Genomic DNA, 17,102 nt, shown 5'->3' with positions numbered 1-17,102 from the left:
CGAACTGTTCGGCCTTTTTTTCGGCAGGCTCATTCAATGGCCTGCTGGACGATATCCACGAATACGCCGGCCGGGTCTTTGAGGATGAAGTGCTTCTGGCCCCACTCCTCCTCGGTGTAAGGGAGTACAATTGCCAAACCCTCGATCTTCTGCGCCTTCTCGTACTCCTCCTGTGCATCCTCTACGTCATAGGTGACGATGATGCCCTTTCCGTCGTACGCGGCGTGGAGAAACGGGGGCTGGTTCGGGAGGTTCGGTCTCATGAACCCGAGCTCGATGCCGTTTTCATGCTTTAACTGGATATACCAGTCTGCCTCAAAGACGATGTCGAAACCGAAGTGGTCGACGTAAAAGTCCCTGCACTCTTCGAGGTTCGGCGTGATGACGACGGGGTACTGTACGGATACATCGATTGTCTGCATATCGCATCTCCTTCTGTCGGCACGACCCCTTCGAAGAAAAGGTTTGCTGTGGGCCGCTTCCGGCGATCCGCCTGCCGGGAAAAAAAGGACGACCCCCCTGCCCCCTCAGTTCTTGAAACTGTGAATCGGTGCGGGGATCCGCCCGCCGCGGTTGATGAAGTCGGCGCAGCCGAACCGGTTTATCCTCTGGACCGGCGCATGGCCTAACAGTCCGCCGAACTCCACGTTGTCGCCGACATCCTTACCGATCACCGGGATCAGCCGAACAGCGGTCGTCTTGTTGTTGATCATCCCGATTGCGGCCTCGTCCGCGATGATGCCGGATATCGTCGTGGCAGGGGTATCGCCCGGGATCGCGATCATATCGAGGCCGACCGAGCATACGCAGGTCATCGCCTCGAGTTTCTCGATGGTGAGGGCACCGCGGTTCACCGCATCGATCATCCCCTGGTCCTCGCTGACCGGGATGAACGCGCCCGAGAGTCCGCCGACAAAGGAGCTCGCCATGATCCCTCCCTTCTTCACCTGATCGTTTAGGAGGGCAAGCGCGGCCGTCGTCCCCGGAGCGCCGACCGACTCGAGCCCCATCTCCTCCAGGATCCCGGCGACGCTGTCCCCGACGAAGGGTGTGGGGGCGAGAGAGAGGTCCACGATCCCGAACGGGATCCCGAGCCTTTCTGAGGCCTCCTGGGCGACGAGCTGCCCGGCGCGGGTGACCTTGAAGGCCGTTCGCTTGACCGTCTCGCAGAGAACCTCGAAATTTTCGCCCCGGATATCCTCGAGTGCGTGCTTGATGACTCCCGGGCCGCTCACGCCCACGTTGATGACCGCATCGGCCTCGGAGACGCCGTGGAACGCCCCGGCCATAAACGGGTTGTCGTCGGGGGCGTTACAGAAGACGACGAGTTTCGTGCAGCCGATGGAGTTGTTCTCCTTCGTCGCCTCGGCCGTCTCCCGCACAATCTCCCCCATCAGTTTCACGGCGTCCATGTTAATCCCGGTCTTCGTCGAGCCGATGTTGACCGAGCTGCAGATCCTTCCGGTCGCGGCGAGAGCCGCCGGGATCGAGCGGATGAGGGCTTCGTCGGTCGGGGTCATGCCCTTCGAGACGATGGCCGAGTACCCCCCGAGGAAATTGACCCCCGTGTCCCGCGCGGCCCGATCCAGCGTCTCTGCGACCGTCACGAAGTCTTCGGGGGATCTGCAGGCCCGGCCGGCGACCAGCGCGATGGGGGTCACGGATATTCTCTTGTTCACGATCGGGATCCCGTACTCGAGCTCGATCTCCCTCCCGGTCGAAACGAGGTCTCTCGCCAGCCGGGTGATCTTGTCGTAGATGTTCCGGTTCAGGGTATCGAGATCGGCGTCGCAGCAGTCGAAGAGGCTGATGCCGAGCGTGATCGTTCTCACGTCGAGCTTCTCCTGCTCGATCATCTTGTTGGTCTCGTTCACCTCGAGAATATTGATCATGGAACCCCTCAGATGCGGTGCATCTTCGTGAAGATGTCTTCCCGCTGGCACCGGATATTGACGCCGATTGCATCGCCGAGTTCGTCGAGATCGGTCACCATCCCGGCATACGGTTTTGACGATCCGCCGGTATCGACGATCATCATCATGGTGAAGTATCCCTGCACGATCGTCTGCGAGATGTCCTCGACGTTGACCTGGTTCTCGGCAAGATACGTGCAGACCTTCGCGATAATGCCGACGGCATCCTTCCCGACGACGGTAATGATTGTCTTGTTCATGCTCTCTCTCGTCCCTGTATGGTGTTGGCTCTCCCCAGGCATTAATCCGATGAGGACAGCACCGGGAAGGAGGTGAAAACGTCCTTCTTAAAGAAGAGGAGGGTTCAGGAGAGAGGCTGCTACTGTGTGTTTTCGTCCGGCTGGATCACGCCGAACGTGTTCCCCTCGGTATCCCTGCAGTATGCCAGCCAGCCGACGCCGGGGACCGCCATCCTCGGAAGGGCGATGCTCCCTCCGGCGTTGAGCACCGCGTCGAGGGACTGGTCCAGGTCGTCGACGCCGATCGTGCAGACGTATGCATTCACGGGCTGCCCTTCGGCGGGCGCCGGACCCCGGCGGAGCATGAGGCCGCCGTTGATGCCGGGCTCGGTCTCGGGTCCGGTCGTCAGCATCCAGTACCGGTCTTCGTCTCTCAGCTCGACGCCGGGCGGACGCCACTCTTCTATCTCCCAGCCGAAGGCGTCCTGGTAAAATTTCACCGCCCGCTCAGGGTCCCCGGCATGGATCTCGAAATGCACTATCCGGTTCATGTGATTCATCCTCCTTCTGCCGCAGAACAGCAGGGTTTACGTACGACCCCTGACTTACCCGGGGCGGAGATATATCTTTACGGTGGATTGATCTCTGCAGTGCAGCTTACTCTGTCTCGACCGGATGTATCTCGGGCCGTATGCATATGCTCCCCCGCGGGGGAGAGGTGCGCACCGGTGGTTCAAGATCTGGTGGAGCCGGCGGGTGGGCATGCGGATGAGGGTTACCTCCGGTCGTGTGCTTCTTTTGTTCGGAGATCCTTACCGGCCTTCGCCTCGATCAGAGTCTGAACAGGGCGGCGAGCTTTGTATTGACCTCCACCTTGAGGCCGTCATCAAGTTCCCCTAGTTCACCGACCATCAGGTCTTTCAAGACCGTTGCAATCTTGTCCAGCCGGATCACCGAGTCGACTTTGAGACCGCTCTTCAAAAAGTCTGCATGTGAAGAGGTTATTATAACTCCGGCGGAACTCGTTGCGTGAATTTTTGATGAGACGAAGGCGAGGACAACATCGCGGTCGCCCTCATGGAGGACGAGCGCCGGGCGCAGTTTTGTCGCTGTTAAATCGGTGAAAGGAAACGGTATCAGAACGATCTATCCCTTCATCGATACACGACCCTGACATCGCTGACGGCATAGAGATCGGGCTCCTCGTCCAGGAAGGTGGAGAGCGACCGCTCGGAGAGTTTCATCATTGCGAGACTCTCCCTCTCATTGAGGAGATCGTCGATCTTTTCGGTGAGCACTCTGATGCTCTCTTTAATCTCCCTGACGTCCGTTTCGATGTCAGTCATGATGCATCCTGTGTGAGAATTATGCGGATGGTCGGTTGGACATGCCATCAATCTTTGTGTTTGGGATCGGGTTCCCGGCATGGTATGGCGGAGGTATCGGGTTCAGGCATCGGTCTACGTCAACGTACGTTGCCTTAGAGATGGTTTATCAACGCTACGTCAAGGTTGGCATAGCCTCGCGACCTAACGGTGTCGTTGAAGAACACTGAGGAATAACATCCAAGAGTCAGGAACTCATGAAGAAATACAGCAAACAGGACCAGACAACGATGGCGGCCTGGGCCGCGGACTGCGCCGATCGGGTGCTCCCGCTCTTTGAGAGGGCATACCCGGAGGACGACCGGCCGCGGAGAGCTGTCGAGACGGCCCGAACGTGGGTCAGGACAGGCGTCTTCAGGATGGCTGAGATCCGCGGGGCATCCCTCGCCGCTCATGCCGCCGCCCGCGACGCGAAGGGAAACGACGCGGCCTGCTTTGCTGCCCGCGCCACGGGCCAGGCGGTGGCGACCGCTCACGTCCCCCAGCACGCCTACGGGGGTGCGTACTATGCCCTGAAAGCCATCGCGGCGGCGGACCCGGCGAACGCCGTGGCGAATGTCGCCCGGGAGCGGGCGTGGCAGGCGGAGCGGCTTCCCGTGGGGCTGCGGGAGGAGATCATGGAGAGGATTGTTGTTGTGGAGCGCGGCGGCGTGGTTTCCGTTAAACTGAGGAAGGTCGAGGGGTTTTGAGGGTTTCGTGTCCCTGCCGGTTCTGATCGGGGCGTTCAACCTCTTGCATTATTCTCTTCACCCCACCTCCCGCAGATCCCTCCGCACCCGCCGCCGCAGGTACCACTCCGCTACCGTGCCCAACGCATGGTAGACTGGATTGACCGGCACGTCCACGTAGTAGCGCCGCCCCTTCTCGAGCCACCCCTTCCCGGCCCAGTAGGCGTAGTCTGCGGCCCCCAGTTCGCCGAACTCGTCGCAGGGCGCTCTCCCGATGTGGAATGCCATCACGTCGAAGAGTCCCGGCCTCGTACGGGTCCCCCTCCGGAGCGCGGCAAGAAAGGCCGTCGCCGCCGCCTGCAGTTTCTCTTCGTTCTCCCGCAGCCGGTAGGCGGGGAGCGGCCCCATCTTCGCGTGGGAGACGATCCCCGCCCGGGCGACGACCTCGAAGCCCCAGATGCGGGCCACCGCGTTGAGGTAGTCCAGCACGTCCTTATCCCCCATCACCCCGACGGTCGTGAGGAGGAGCGCTTTCTGCCAGAAGAACCGCGGCCGGTGGAAGATGTAGGAGTGGCGATCGATGAACGTCTTCATCAGCCCCGAGACCTGGAACCCGTATACCGGGGTCGCGAAGATCACCCCGTCCGCGTCGTGCATCTTCTCTTCGAGGAGGGCCGAATCGTCCTTGATGGGGCAGAACTCCTCCCCCCGGTCGAAACAGGTGTAGCACCCGCGGCACTGCTCCAGGCCGACGTCCCCGAGCATGACGTACTCCCAGTCAACCGTTGCCTCCTCCTCGAGGATCTCACGGATCCGTTCGGCTGCACGGTAGGTATTCGCCTTCCGGGCGCTGCCCATGATGACCAGGACCTTTATGGGCCGATCTTCCATGGAAGAGTAAAGGCAACCCCCATACATAGACCTTCTTTCGTCGTGCCGGCAGGTGCGTGCGGCTGCATGGGAATCAGGAATAAAGGCCGCAGGCCGGTCGCTCTCCCCTCACCAGAGGCCGAGGTACCAGGTTGCTATGCTGAAGTAGACCAGCACGCCCGTGATGTCGGCGATCGACGTCACGAGCGGAGCGCTTGCAGTCGCCGGATCCAGGTTCAGCCGGGTGAGGATAAACGGCAAAGAGAGCCCTATCAGCGATCCGATGAGAATGACGGCGACCATTGAGAGAGCAACGACGATCCCGATCTCCTGCCCTCCCCGCCAGAACCCTACGAGCGAGACGGCAACCCCGAGTGTCAGGCCGATAGAGGCCGCTACGGCGATCTCCTTGGTCATGAGCGCCAGCCAGTCCTTGACATGCACATCACCCATCGCCATCGATCGAATGACCAGCGTGGCAGACTGCGATCCCGCATTTCCTCCGCTGTCGATCAAGAGCGGAAGAAATATGACGAGGGCGAAGGCTGAGGCGATCGTCTCCTCAAAGAATGCGATCCCGCTCCCGGAGATGACGTTGACCAGTATCAGCAACATCAGCCAGGGGAATCGCTTCCGGTACAGGAGGCCGATGCTCGCTTCCCGGAAGTTCATCCCGAGATCCCGCACTGAGCCGAGTTTGTGGAAGTCTTCTGTCCCTTCCTCCTCAATGACGTCCATCGCATCGTCGAACGTAACCGATCCGATGAGCCGGTTCTCGGCATCGACGACCGCAATTGCAGGCAGGTCGTGCTCGAGGATCAACCCGGCGACTCGTGTGCGAGGGTCCGTCGTCCTGACAAAGATGCCCGGGGCGGTCGAGAGATCTTGTATCTCCTGTTCGGGGTTGGCCTTGAGGAGAGATCCGAGGCGGAGATGGCCGCGGTAGATCCTGCCGGATCCGATCACATAGATCATCTCCATCTCGTCCGGCCTGAGATCGGTGGCGTGAAGGCCGGCGAGAACCTCCCCGACGGTCTCTCCTTCCCTGACGGCGAGATGCCGGGGGGTCATGTATCGGCCCGCACTCCCCTCCGGGTAGCCCAGGAGGAGATTTAACTGGGCGACTGCGCCGGGGCTCATACTGCCGAGGATTCGTCGTGCAACCTTTGCAGGGAGTTCCTCAAAGAGGCGGGCGCGGTCGTCCGGATCGAGTTCCTCGACAATCCGGAGTGACTCCGGATCCTCCATCAGGGCGATCAGCCGTGCCTGCTGTTCGGCGTCCAGGCTCTCGAAGAGGTCGAGCGCCCGGTCCTTCTCGAGCAGCCGGAAGATGAGGACGAAGTCGGCGTCGTCAATCCTGAGGAAGAGCCAGGCGAGGTCTGTGCGGTTAAGCCCACGCAGATAGTTCCGGAGGTCTCTCCACCGCTGTTGCCGCAACAACCCTTCGATGATATTCAGTTTCTCCATCCTCGAGCACCTCCACAGGAGCCTGCAACAGGAAGGCGAGTTGTCCTGCAACAGCACTGCCGGGTGAGACTGCACTTCTCCCGTTCGAACAGCCGGCAGGACACGGGGTATACCGGTGTGTTTATCTTGCGGGGGTGAAGGGGGCGGAGCGGGAAGACCCCCCCTTCAGGGCAGGGATGAAAGCGGAGCCGCCCTTCCTGAAATACGTTTCGAGACGATAGTTTTTTCTTCTCATTTCTGCTAATAGGGAATATCTGTGTTGCGAGAACCAGGCAACCGGAATGCACAATTTGCTGTAGGGCAGGGACTGCCCAAACAGAATAATCAACGCCTGTGGAGATCGTGTAAGCCCTTTTCGAGGCAAGTTCGATGAAGCAGGAAGCCGCGCCCTTCTGGGCGGGGTAGTTCACTAAATTGGTGTGTACGGGCCCGGCGGGTTGAGCCCGAACTCTGCATGATCCGGGCTCTATAATCATCTCCGATCCTGGCGAAGAACGAATGGGCTCGTTGGGATTCGAACCCGGGGCCTCCGCAGTGTGAAGACTATTTTCTGATTACGTATATACCCCATATCCGTCCCGGCGCATCTGATGACGATGTCCGGTTTACCCGTGCCTGTGGAGCCGTACCCCCGCCATGAGGGGCTCCCGCTATGCTGTCTGTCCGGGCAAATGGGGTATAATGGTTAGATTAATGGAAACATCGCGCCAAGGAATGCATTAAGGGGCGATCCGGTATGCGGGAAGAGGTGCAGGAGTCGGCGGGGTTCGATCGGGCGCCGGAGTCCGTCATCTTGCGTGTCGCCTTTCTCTCTCTTGCCGTCAACGCCGGGCTGGTCGTCGCAAAACTGGCACTCTCGATCTATTCGGGGAGCCTTGCCCTCCGTGCGGACGGCATCCACTCGTTCGTGGACGTGGTCGCCTCGCTTGCCCTGATCGTGGGGGTGTATCTCTCCTCCCGCAAGCGCCGGGATTTCCCCTACGGACTCTACAAAGTTGAGAACGTCGTTGCGGTAGCCATTGCTCTCCTCATCTTCTTCACCGCCTTCGAGATTGCGGCGGAGGCGGTGACAGGCGACGCCGCCGCCCGGGCCTACAGCGGGTGGGTGCTCCTCGCCGTCGCCGCCTTCATCCCGGTGCCCTACATCCTCGGCACCTACGAGGTGAACGTGGGGCGGAAGTACAACTCCCCCAGCCTGATCGCGGACGGCAGGCAGCACCGGGTGGACGTCCTCTCCTCCTCGGTTGTCTTCTTTGCGCTACTCGGGCAGTTCTTCGGCTTACCCCTGGACCGGGTTGCAGCTGTCATCGTCGCCGTCTTCATCGTCCGGGCGGGTTGGGGGATCCTGAAAGACAGCATGAAAACCCTCCTGGATGCCTCGGTCGATTACGATACGCTCAACGAGATCCATACCATCATCCTCTCTGATCCGAAGGTGAGCGGCATCAAGAGCATCACGGGCCGCAACTCCGGCCGCTACATCTTTGTGGAGGCAATGGTCGAGATGGCGGAGTCGGATTTTGAGAAGGCGCACCGGGAGATCGAGCGGATCGAGGAGAAGATACGGCGTCAGGTGCCGAATGTTGAGCGGGTCCTCATCCACTATGAGCCCAAAAAGAAGACGCACCTGCGGTATGTGGTGCCACTGCAGGACCGGGAGGGGTCGGTCAGCGCTCACTTCGGCGAAGCGCCGTATTTTGCAATCCTTGACTATGACGTTGAGAAGAATCGCCTCGAACGGCAGGATATCGTTGACAACCCCTTCAAGGATGTGGAGAAGCGGAAGGGCGGACAGGTGGCGGAGATGCTGCTCGCGCAAAAGATCGATGTGGTCTTCGTGCATCACTCGCTCTCTGGGAGGGCGGCCGGCTACGCGCTTGAGGCGGCGGGGGTCGAGATGAGGGCGACCTCCGCGGCAACGCTTGCGGAAGTGATCGACGATCTGGTCGGGCGTCGTGGGGAGGAGACCGGCGCTTCGCCCCGGTGATCTCTCGTTTATAGACCCGGGCGAGGTGCCTCGAACCGGCCGGAGGTATCAGGTCATGAGGGAGAATTAAAATCCTGGCCTTTCTATTGCATCCCGATATTTCGGTCCGGTTGCGTCTCAGGGTGTTCTGCTGTGCCTCACGCTTACGGCTACGACGATGGCCCCGATGATGAGAGCAACCGCTCCCGCCGCCGCCCAGGTTGGGGATGGGCCGACGACCTCCTCGCAGTTTGCGATGCATAATATCGGGCGCATCCGAAGAATTCCCGTGCCCTGCAGAAGCCATAGCAGGCCGAGGATGGCTACAAAAACGCCGAGAAGCGTTCCAACAACTCCTTTCGCATTCATGCTCGATCAAACGCCGTTCTTTGATGCAGGTAAAATAACTTCCGCTTTGCAGGGTCGTGACGCCGCCCGACATTCATTCCCGGCTATGAACATGACCGGGATAACACCGGGCGATTGCACCTTTTGCCAAACAACCTTCATCTCCCCCGAAATCCCATCTAAGTACCAATAAAGGACCCCTCTGTCCATCGGGTCACGGGAGAGCGGTATGCACCACCACGAAAACATCGTCCTCATCGGCATGCCCGGTGCCGGGAAGAGCACCGTGGGCGTCATCCTTGCGAAAACGCTTGGCATGCAGTTCGTCGATACGGATATCCTGATCCAGGAACGGGCCGGGAGGATGCTGCAGGAGATCCTTGATAAGGACGGGCCGGATGCGTTCAAGCGGATCGAGGAGGAGACGATCCTCTCCCTTCAGCCCCGCAATGCCGTGATCGCGACGGGCGGCAGCGTGGTCTGCAGCCCCGATGCGATGGCGCACCTGGAGTCGGGAGGTGTGGTCGTGTACCTGGAGATCCCGTATGCGGAGATGGAAAAGAGGCTCAAGAACATCACGACCCGGGGGATCGTCCTCCTTCCGGGCCAGAGCCTCCGCGAGATGTACGACGAACGGGTCCCGCTCTACGAGAAGTACGCCGATCTCACCGTCGCGTGCTCGGGCGAGGATCTCGAGTCCGTGGTCGGGCGCGTGATCGAAGCGTTGTGAGGGGTCCGGGGGTTACGATCCCGTTTCTGCGACCAGGAACCGTCCTTCCTCCTCTTCGGCGAACCTCACCGTGACTATCTCCCCTTCGTGCACGCCGAAGTCCGAGTAGGGTTCGTTCAGGAGCGTTCCCCGCAACGACGCGCCGTCGTCTGACTGGCCTTCCAGGCGGACCCACACGCCTTCGGGGATCGTTTGGTGGTCTTTTGCGTACAGGATCACCGATACGTCGTCGAAGCACCCCGGAGCCCTGAACCTGTCGAGGTCAACCCTCTTTCTTACTGCCTGGAGTGCTTCCGGTTCGTAGTAGATGAGCCATCGCTGTTCTTCGAGCAGCGAGAGACGGTTCGCTTCTTTATCCGACAGGAGCGTATACGCCTCGACTTCATCGGAGGAGAGTATCAGCCCCTCGCCGTGATTCTCGAAGTTCACCACGATTTCCGGCGGCTTTCCGGCCCCGGTCCGGCACAGGGAGTGGATGCGGAAAGTGATCCCCTCCTCGTGATCGACGTAGAAGAAGCCGATGCACCTGTCCGCGTCCGGCCGCATCAGTCCTTTCGCGGAGAGGACGCGGGAGATGGCGGGGCCGATCTCTGCAACCGCCCACCTGTAGATGATCTCCCGGTCCGGGTAGGGTGTCGTCCTGTTGTTCATGGTACGTGTACAGGATTTTCGTGTGCAGCGTGAAAGGGGTTTTGAAATGTTTATGGGAAGTTCTTGATTTGTGGGGGGAGTCAATTGGATTTTTAAGAGGTTCTGGGAGGGCGGGATGCTGTTCTGATCAGCATTGAGGTTCTCGCGTATCCCTCATGATCTCAAGCGCACCGTTGCTGGGATGCTCTGGGACGGCATCCCCGCCATCAGATCGGCGAGGAGACCCCGGCCCTCTATGGCATCACGGTGGGGTGTGTGGAAGGGGATGTAGCCAGGGTGTCTGCCCGACTACTTCAATTTCACCCAATATTTGTTGGGGTAGATTGCGACAGTTTCGCCACTGTTCTGGTAATACGGTCCACCTGGGTGCTTGGCCTGCCAGTCTAGGTTAAGCCAGTACCGTGTTTGTCCACCTTCGTTTGTGGTTCTGTATGCGATGCTCTCGCATTTGTATCTCTGGCAGATGTAATCTGCAACGTTTTGAAGGTCACTCTTGCTTGAAGAGACATAGACCTCCGCGTAGGCATGTCCTCCTCCACCAGTATTGGATGCTATGATAATCCGGGAGGTGCCTCCTATTGCCTGTATCGATGACGCCGTGAGGATCGCGAAATCGTCACAGTCTCCTTTTAACCCGAGATTGACTGTCCTGCTTGCGGGTGAGTAGTAGTTGGAACCTTTGGGGTCGTTCACGTAAGTCCATCGTTTGTAGAGTTTTTCCCACATGTCACATATCTGCGCGATATTGTACTTTCCACTATGTTCTCTCTCGATCAAACTCAGAGCATAATCTCTGGTAGTGGGATCGGTATAATCCATCGCCTCAGCGACTTTTGAAGATTGAGTACTCCAGAACGATGTAACCGGAGTGGAGGTGGCTTTCGGGGTAGCTGTCCCTGCGCCGACGATGGATGAGGAAGGGGTTGCATCAGCATCTCCGGAGGTCGCAAGAGTGAACCCATGGTACAGTGTAAGAGCAACGACGAGGATCAGTATCAGATTCCCCAGCGTTTTTAAGAATCCTGCCCCGCTCGATGATGAGGTATCCTGATATTCGTGCCTTTCGAAGGGCAAGAAATCACCGTTATATTCGATATATTCCTCACCCCTGATGCTCACGTGGTGAGCATTTCTAAAAGTGTATTCGTTCCCGTTTATTGTGATGTCTTCGCTGGGAACATAAAATTCACCATCGATCTCTCTCGTATCGAAAGGAAAAAAGCCCCTGTCGAAGGATAAAAACTCACCATCATGTTCGATATATTCCTGACCGTCGGCGATCACGTGGTGGACACAATCGAGGATGCGTGCTCTCCCCTTGATGGTAATCGGCTCGTTATAGACGTAGAACTCGTTTTCGATGTGCACATCGTCCGTGTCTTCATCGGGAGCGAGATCCTCTAAAGCGTCAAGATATGCATCATATTCATGTCTTATTTCTGGATTGGAGAGTGCCTCGTATGCCTGTTGGATCTTTTGAAAATTTTCACGGGCCCGTGGGTGCGAGGAGACATCGGGGTGGTACGTTTTTGCAAGACTTCGATACGCTTTGTTGATTTCAGAGAGACTTGCGCTGCGATCCAATCCCAATGTTTCGTAGTAGCGATACTTATCCTTCATTCAACCATCTTCTAACTGCCCGATTGCTAAATTGAGAATTGGATCGTACTCATATAACTATTTACATTTGTGCGCGGGGTGGAAGCGCAAAAAGGGTTAATTGAGAGTCAGAGAATACGTTACAGATCTTCCTGATTTCGCACCAAACAAATCTGTATTGTCAATAACAAAATAATACTGCTGATTATCTGGTTGGGTAAATGCGATGTTTACCTCCTTCCTATCTGACCAATACTTGCCATTGATCTTTGTCGTATACCTGCCGCTATCAAGCGCGCGATCATATATGTTGTAATTCTTGGCATCCAGTATCAGCAGATCGACAGGAGCATTTCCTTCATAATGAATCTTGAATTTAGTCCCCTTTTCTCCGTATAATTCGTATGCCTGCATCCAGTTCCAGGGTAACGTATCTGAATCAGAATATGTCTTTTCAGCATCTGAAATATATGCGGCTGCACCTCCTACCGCTAACCTCGCCATTGCTGCCTTAGGAAGACTCTTAATAGCACCCACACAACCCGAAAAACTACAGGCCACGATTACAAGCACTATCAGCAGGATGATTAATTTCTTCTTCATTGGATTGAGAATCAGACTGCACCCATATAACTATTTATATTTGCGCACGACCCCTACACGCCCCTTATCCACATCCGTTGCTAAAACAGGGCCATGTGCTATGAAAGAAAAATGCGGAAGATATATTATCTTCTGACTGATTTGGGATTATGGAAGAGTATGATTGGTTTGGACACTGGATGTGGATCACTGCCATCCTATCGCTGGTTTTGTGGATGCTGTTGTTATGGGGAGCGACCGCTACAGGTAGCGCTCTACTATCTCTGTTGTCGACAATAGTGCTAATAATCTGCTTTTGGTCGTGGGGTTACTCGATGCTGACCGGTTTCTTCTTGTTCTTCATCGAGAATCGGAGAGTAAAAAATCTAGTGGGTAGCGTCCTGATTACCATCCTGCTCATCTATTTCGCGGTGGGTATGGGTTACTGACTGCGCGACCCTACACCCCTTTTTGGATGAGGTTGTCCCGAAACGCTGTTACCGGGAGGGGGACACCCCCTTCGAAGCCTGATGGCTTCTCAAGCTCCCTCCGGTCGCACTTTGAAGCCTGATGGCTTCTCAAGCTCCCTCCGGTCGCACTCCCCGAATGGCGGTGCCCTATGGAATGCCGTTTCACCCTCCTGGCTCAGGATGTGGCTCAGATGGCGGATACCTGAGAATTAAGGGCTCTGATTAGGGTATACCGAAGGTTCGGAGATCTTTTTGGGATGACCTCGATGCCACCTCTTTAAAGCCCCCTACACCGAGTGTTTGGCATACCCGAAATTAGGGTCATAAATGGCCGAACATGGTCATAAGAGAAAAGAAAACGGAGATGGGAGAAAATGACAAAAGACACAAAATCTGAGTAAAACCGCGTTACGCGGTACATTACCCTGAGTCCGAAAGCGAATGATTTTCTGAAAAACAACGTTACGAATGTCCCCTGACTCGCCGAACGCCGGACAAAAGATGCGGAAAGGGAGGTTCGGGTCACGATTGTGATCGTTTCCCCAAAAACGAGTGGGCTCGTCGTGATTCGAACACGAGATCTTCGCCGTGTGAAGGCGACGTCATAACCCGGCCCGTTTCCGATTCTGCCCCCGGAAAAGGCTTTGATGATTTTTCCGGAACCTCGCGGAAGGATGAAACGGACCGGCCCCCGGAAGGTATCACCACCTTTAACGAGTTCTACGAAACCCACAGAGACAGATCTCTCCTCTTTTGCATGGAGGAGAGCGGGAGCAGCGTCGCATAGAGAACGACTTCTCCGCTAGCAGTATCCCTCTCTACCTCTCCTTTGGTTCCCTTCCTTTTCTACTGCTGGAGGATCGGCAGGACACAGTTAAATACCGTTTAACGCATATTCAACTTTTCACATCGACATATTTCGCAATACGCTCAATTCTATCAATCGTTGAAGGGTGATAGCCAAAGAAAAGATCTATTAGTCGCTCCGATAGACTTCTCTTTTCCTCCGGCTCAAATTCATGGATCTTTATGAGCGAATTCATCGTATTTTCGACTATTTCCGATGGTTTCTCGTAATTGAGTTTATATTTTAGATTTCTTGCGGCATAATAGTCACTTTCATATTCATCAGTTTCTAACGGTTTCCCAAATATCCTTAAAGATGCGGACATGATAAAGAGCAATATTAAGGCTATACCATTTTCAATCAGCAGGATTGATCCTGCTGGTAGGCCAGAAAGGGCAAGGCCGCAATGAATAAGCAGGTATGAACTCAAAACAATTCCCGTTGTATATGCAAGAGCAATCCCTGAGTTCTGCTGTATTCTTTTATGCCCTTCTTCATGTAAAAGGATAAACTGCAATTCTGGCTTACTTAACTGGCAATATTGCCCTTCATATTTTTTGCTATAGAATATCGTATTCGAGAGAAATATGCCTGATTTAAAATTAGGGACGAAATACGCTGATTTAATCTCGCGCTTTGTATCAATTAACTCTTTCTTTTGCAATTCTTCAAACACTTCGATAATTGCATTCCTGTTATCGACTCTGAATAAATCATACAAACTCCACATTATCAGTAGGGAACCAATAAAATACAAGAAAACGTGAATTTGATTCGAAAAATGAGTTTGACCCAACAAAGTCTCAAGGATAAATAGTTCTATGATAATCAGGGTCCCCAGAAAAATAGGCTTTAGGAACGAACGTCTTTTACTGATTGTTTCTAAGTACTCCATATATAGTATATATGTCCCACTTAAAATTTACTGTAGTGAGAACCGCGATTGCCAGATATGAACAATCCCTTGTATATATAAGCATGAGAACAGGGTCGGTTTTTGATATGGCTGGACGCCTGATCGCCGACGATGAAAAGAAATCGGCAATCTTTTTCTTTGTCTATCTAATATGCCATAACAGGGAGTAGCATGGTCACGTATTGGCTGGACTTATTCACGGGTACAACATGGGAGAAGTTTCGGAAGGCTGGTGCTCAGGTAACCGGGTTTCGTGAGAGGCGCAGAAGGACTGTTGAACAGATCGCCCCGGGTGACATCCTTCTCTGTTACGTGACCGGCGTTATGCGATGGGTAGGTGCTCTAGAGGTCATTGGGCCAAGCACAAGTACAGAGCGAATCTGGAGTATGGATGATACCGGTCCCTTAGATTTTCCTGCCCGGCTCAATGTCAAACCCTGCATCATGCTCGATCCGGAATACGGTGTTCCAATGGAGGATCTAGAGGGATCTGTCACGTTTTATCGGGATGCTTCCGACAAAGGAGGGTATCGGGGATTCCTGCGACAAAGCCCAGTAACGTTCAGCGACCCTGATGGTCCATACCTCTATGCGCTCCTCAAGGATGGTAAGGCGAATCCAACCTATCGTAAGGTTGATCCGAAAAAGCTGGAACGAGTACCTACTTATAAAGTAAAGAAAGGGAAGGGGGCGAAAATCGTCACTGTTCCGGAGAGTGAAGGTGAAGATAAGCCAGTAACCCCCGGCCCCGGGCATCAGGACGATGAAGGTAAGCAGCCTTCCTATCTGCATACCGAAATTCAGTATCATCTCTTGAAGCTGGGTTCAGATATGGGACTGGGCGTATGGGTTGCCAGCAATGATCGTTCAAGGGAGTTCAACGGCACTGTCTTGGGCACTATCCCACGTATGGTTACATCGCTCCCAACTCAGTTTAATGCGGCAACACAGAGGACGATTGAGCTGATCGACATATTGTGGCTACAAGGCAACTCCATTGTTGCAGCCTTTGAAATAGAATCAACCACATCTGTCTATTCGGGACTGCTCCGGATGAGCGATCTGCTCGCTCTCCAGCCGAACCTCGATATTAAACTGTACATTGTTGCTCCTGATGACCGGTCTGAGCGGGTGAAGAAAGAAATTCTCCGTCCAACCTTTGAGCTTCGTGCAAAGCCCCTCTCAACAATCTGTGGATACCTGCCGTTTTCTACGTTAATGGAGAAAGTTAAAGGCATACAGGGTCTCGGACTTGCAGGCGCTCTCAGCCCTGATTTCTTGGAGAATATGGCAGAATATTTTGATGCCGAGGATGGCACTTGATTTCACGGACCTGATATGGGTTTTACTTATGTAGGTATCTGGAACCCATTCACAAGATATGGCTACTGTTTTAGGGATACTCGATTATTCCTTTTCGACAGCATCTTTTCCAAATTGATATCTATAAATCACATCATACGATAATGTGTGTAATAAATTGTTTTCCTTGTCCTATCTCACCGGGGGATGTACAGGGCGAACAATTTCCCACATATTCTATGGAGAGGATGAGTGAAAGATGGCTGCCTGGGGACGGAAGACAGAAAGTGTTGAGCAGACCTCGCCGGATATCATTGCCAAACAGATTGATCGACTGAAGGACCTCTTCCCCGAAGTTGTATCAGAGGGGAAGGTAGACTTCGAGATGCTGAAAACGATGCTCGGTGAGATCGTGGACGATCACGCCGAACGCTACTCTTTCACATGGGCGGGGAAACGCGACGCCATCCGCCTTCTTCAAGTCCCAAGCCGTGCCACGCTCAAACCATGCCCTGAAGAGTCGGTAGACTGGGAGACGACAGGAAATGTCTTCATTGAAGGTGAAAACCTGGAGGTTTTGAAGCTCCTCTATAAGTCATATGCCGGGCGGGTGAAGATGATCTACATTGATCCGCCATACAACACAGGAAAAGAGTTCATCTATACTGATAATTTTACAGACCCTCTTGAATCCTATCTGAAGTTCACCAATCAGACCGACAGCGAAGGAAATCTTCTGACAAGCAACCCGGAGACCAGCGGAAGGTATCACTCTGCATGGCTGTCAATGATGTATCCGAGATTGTTCGTAGCTAGACAACTTCTACGAGTAGATGGATTCATTGTTGTAAGTATCGATGATACTGAGTTCTATAATTTACGGCGAATGTTAAACGAAATAATGGGCGAAGAGAATTGGATAGCTACCCTTGTGTGGGATCGAAATAGGAAAAATGACGCAAAATTCTTTTCAGTCGGACACGAATACATGCTTGTCTATGCGAAAGATAAACAGTTCCTTCGGCTCTGTTGAATTCCTTCCAGACAACGACAATCACGACTGTTTGTACTGCCTTCGTTAGGTTATGGAGGATCACTTTGATCTTGATCTCTTTGACCTGGTACCAGTATTTTCGTGCCTTTAGTTCC

18 protein-coding genes and 1 pseudogene are annotated in these 17,102 nt (G+C 54.8%); 5 read left to right on the top strand and 14 right to left on the bottom strand.

Annotated elements, in window-relative coordinates:
- Positions 1 to 29: 29 nt before the first annotated feature.
- The 6 genes from FGW20_RS08930 to FGW20_RS08905 form a co-directional block, all read right to left on the bottom strand.
- Positions 30 to 422 carry a VOC family protein gene (locus FGW20_RS08930; protein ID WP_301677739.1) on the bottom strand — a complete coding sequence of 131 codons (393 nt, stop codon included), beginning with the start codon at positions 420 to 422 and terminating at the stop codon, positions 30 to 32.
- Positions 423 to 527: 105 nt separating this feature from the next.
- Positions 528 to 1,892, bottom strand: coding sequence for a PFL family protein (locus tag FGW20_RS08925; RefSeq protein WP_301677738.1), 1,365 nt, complete (start codon positions 1,890 to 1,892; stop codon positions 528 to 530).
- An 8-nt stretch (positions 1,893 to 1,900) separates the two neighbouring features.
- Positions 1,901 to 2,173: an ACT domain-containing protein gene (locus FGW20_RS08920; protein ID WP_301677737.1), complete on the bottom strand. Its 273-nt coding sequence runs from the start codon at positions 2,171 to 2,173 to the stop codon at positions 1,901 to 1,903.
- Positions 2,174 to 2,292: 119 nt separating this feature from the next.
- The gene (locus FGW20_RS08915) at positions 2,293 to 2,703 is read right to left on the bottom strand and encodes a VOC family protein (RefSeq protein WP_301677736.1); all 411 of its coding nucleotides are present in this window, start codon (positions 2,701 to 2,703) and stop codon (positions 2,293 to 2,295) included.
- A 280-nt stretch (positions 2,704 to 2,983) separates the two neighbouring features.
- The gene (locus tag FGW20_RS08910; RefSeq protein ID WP_301677829.1) at positions 2,984 to 3,289 is read right to left on the bottom strand and encodes a type II toxin-antitoxin system PemK/MazF family toxin; all 306 of its coding nucleotides are present in this window, start codon (positions 3,287 to 3,289) and stop codon (positions 2,984 to 2,986) included.
- A gap of 17 nt (positions 3,290 to 3,306) precedes the next feature.
- Entirely contained in the window at positions 3,307 to 3,498 is a 192-nt protein-coding gene (locus FGW20_RS08905) for a hypothetical protein (RefSeq protein WP_301677735.1), read from the bottom strand.
- Between the two features lie 236 nt (positions 3,499 to 3,734).
- Between FGW20_RS08905 and FGW20_RS08900 the strand changes: the two genes are divergently transcribed.
- On the top strand, positions 3,735 to 4,226 hold the full coding sequence (locus tag FGW20_RS08900; RefSeq protein WP_301677734.1) for a putative immunity protein: 492 nt from the start codon (positions 3,735 to 3,737) through the stop codon (positions 4,224 to 4,226).
- Between the two features lie 57 nt (positions 4,227 to 4,283).
- Here the strand turns inward: FGW20_RS08900 and FGW20_RS08895 are convergent, their stop codons facing one another.
- The gene (locus tag FGW20_RS08895) at positions 4,284 to 5,096 is read right to left on the bottom strand and encodes a flavodoxin family protein (RefSeq protein ID WP_301677733.1); all 813 of its coding nucleotides are present in this window, start codon (positions 5,094 to 5,096) and stop codon (positions 4,284 to 4,286) included.
- 108 nt (positions 5,097 to 5,204) lie between these two features.
- Positions 5,205 to 6,542 carry a magnesium transporter gene (gene mgtE / locus FGW20_RS08890; RefSeq protein WP_301677732.1) on the bottom strand — a complete coding sequence of 446 codons (1,338 nt, stop codon included), beginning with the start codon at positions 6,540 to 6,542 and terminating at the stop codon, positions 5,205 to 5,207.
- A 736-nt stretch (positions 6,543 to 7,278) separates the two neighbouring features.
- Between mgtE and FGW20_RS08885 the strand changes: the two genes are divergently transcribed.
- Positions 7,279 to 8,529, top strand: a complete 1,251-nt coding sequence (locus FGW20_RS08885) for a cation diffusion facilitator family transporter (protein ID WP_301677731.1) — start codon at positions 7,279 to 7,281, stop codon at positions 8,527 to 8,529.
- 117 nt (positions 8,530 to 8,646) lie between these two features.
- Here FGW20_RS08885 and FGW20_RS08880 read toward each other — a convergent pair whose 3' ends face one another.
- Positions 8,647 to 8,877 carry a hypothetical protein gene (locus FGW20_RS08880; protein WP_301677730.1) on the bottom strand — a complete coding sequence of 77 codons (231 nt, stop codon included), beginning with the start codon at positions 8,875 to 8,877 and terminating at the stop codon, positions 8,647 to 8,649.
- A gap of 208 nt (positions 8,878 to 9,085) precedes the next feature.
- Here FGW20_RS08880 and FGW20_RS08875 point away from each other — a divergent pair, with 208 nt between their 5' ends.
- Positions 9,086 to 9,586 carry a shikimate kinase gene (locus FGW20_RS08875; RefSeq protein ID WP_301677729.1) on the top strand — a complete coding sequence of 167 codons (501 nt, stop codon included), beginning with the start codon at positions 9,086 to 9,088 and terminating at the stop codon, positions 9,584 to 9,586.
- A gap of 12 nt (positions 9,587 to 9,598) precedes the next feature.
- Here the strand turns inward: FGW20_RS08875 and FGW20_RS08870 are convergent, their stop codons facing one another.
- The 4 genes from FGW20_RS08870 to FGW20_RS08855 all read right to left on the bottom strand — a co-directional run bounded on the left by FGW20_RS08870 (position 9,599) and on the right by FGW20_RS08855 (position 14,630).
- Complete coding sequence (locus tag FGW20_RS08870; RefSeq protein WP_301677728.1) at positions 9,599 to 10,237, bottom strand: hypothetical protein; 639 nt, start codon at positions 10,235 to 10,237, stop codon at positions 9,599 to 9,601.
- 288 nt (positions 10,238 to 10,525) lie between these two features.
- Positions 10,526 to 11,857: a DnaJ domain-containing protein gene (locus FGW20_RS08865; protein WP_301677727.1), complete on the bottom strand. Its 1,332-nt coding sequence runs from the start codon at positions 11,855 to 11,857 to the stop codon at positions 10,526 to 10,528.
- Between the two features lie 96 nt (positions 11,858 to 11,953).
- On the bottom strand, positions 11,954 to 12,439 hold the full coding sequence (locus tag FGW20_RS08860; RefSeq protein WP_301677726.1) for a hypothetical protein: 486 nt from the start codon (positions 12,437 to 12,439) through the stop codon (positions 11,954 to 11,956).
- Positions 12,440 to 13,784: 1,345 nt separating this feature from the next.
- On the bottom strand, positions 13,785 to 14,630 hold the full coding sequence (locus tag FGW20_RS08855; RefSeq protein WP_301677725.1) for a M48 family metalloprotease: 846 nt from the start codon (positions 14,628 to 14,630) through the stop codon (positions 13,785 to 13,787).
- A gap of 192 nt (positions 14,631 to 14,822) precedes the next feature.
- On the opposite strand from FGW20_RS08855, the gene FGW20_RS08850 reads away from it, so the two are divergent.
- Both FGW20_RS08850 and FGW20_RS08845 read left to right on the top strand, forming a co-directional pair.
- The gene (locus tag FGW20_RS08850; protein WP_301677724.1) at positions 14,823 to 15,974 is read left to right on the top strand and encodes a type II restriction enzyme NmeDI-related protein; all 1,152 of its coding nucleotides are present in this window, start codon (positions 14,823 to 14,825) and stop codon (positions 15,972 to 15,974) included.
- A 238-nt stretch (positions 15,975 to 16,212) separates the two neighbouring features.
- Positions 16,213 to 16,986 (top strand): site-specific DNA-methyltransferase, encoded by a 774-nt coding sequence (locus FGW20_RS08845; protein WP_301677723.1) that lies wholly within the window; start codon positions 16,213 to 16,215, stop codon positions 16,984 to 16,986.
- Here the strand turns inward: FGW20_RS08845 and FGW20_RS08840 are convergent.
- Positions 16,877 to 17,102 (bottom strand): annotated as a pseudogene (locus tag FGW20_RS08840) (hypothetical protein); the annotation flags it as partial. The gene FGW20_RS08845 and the pseudogene FGW20_RS08840 overlap by 110 nt on opposite strands.

The sequence above is a fragment of the Methanoculleus methanifontis genome, from assembly GCF_030464365.1.
Taxonomy (GTDB): Archaea; Halobacteriota; Methanomicrobia; order Methanomicrobiales; family Methanoculleaceae; genus Methanoculleus; species Methanoculleus methanifontis.
This window is presented reverse-complemented; position numbering and strand designations above follow the sequence as displayed.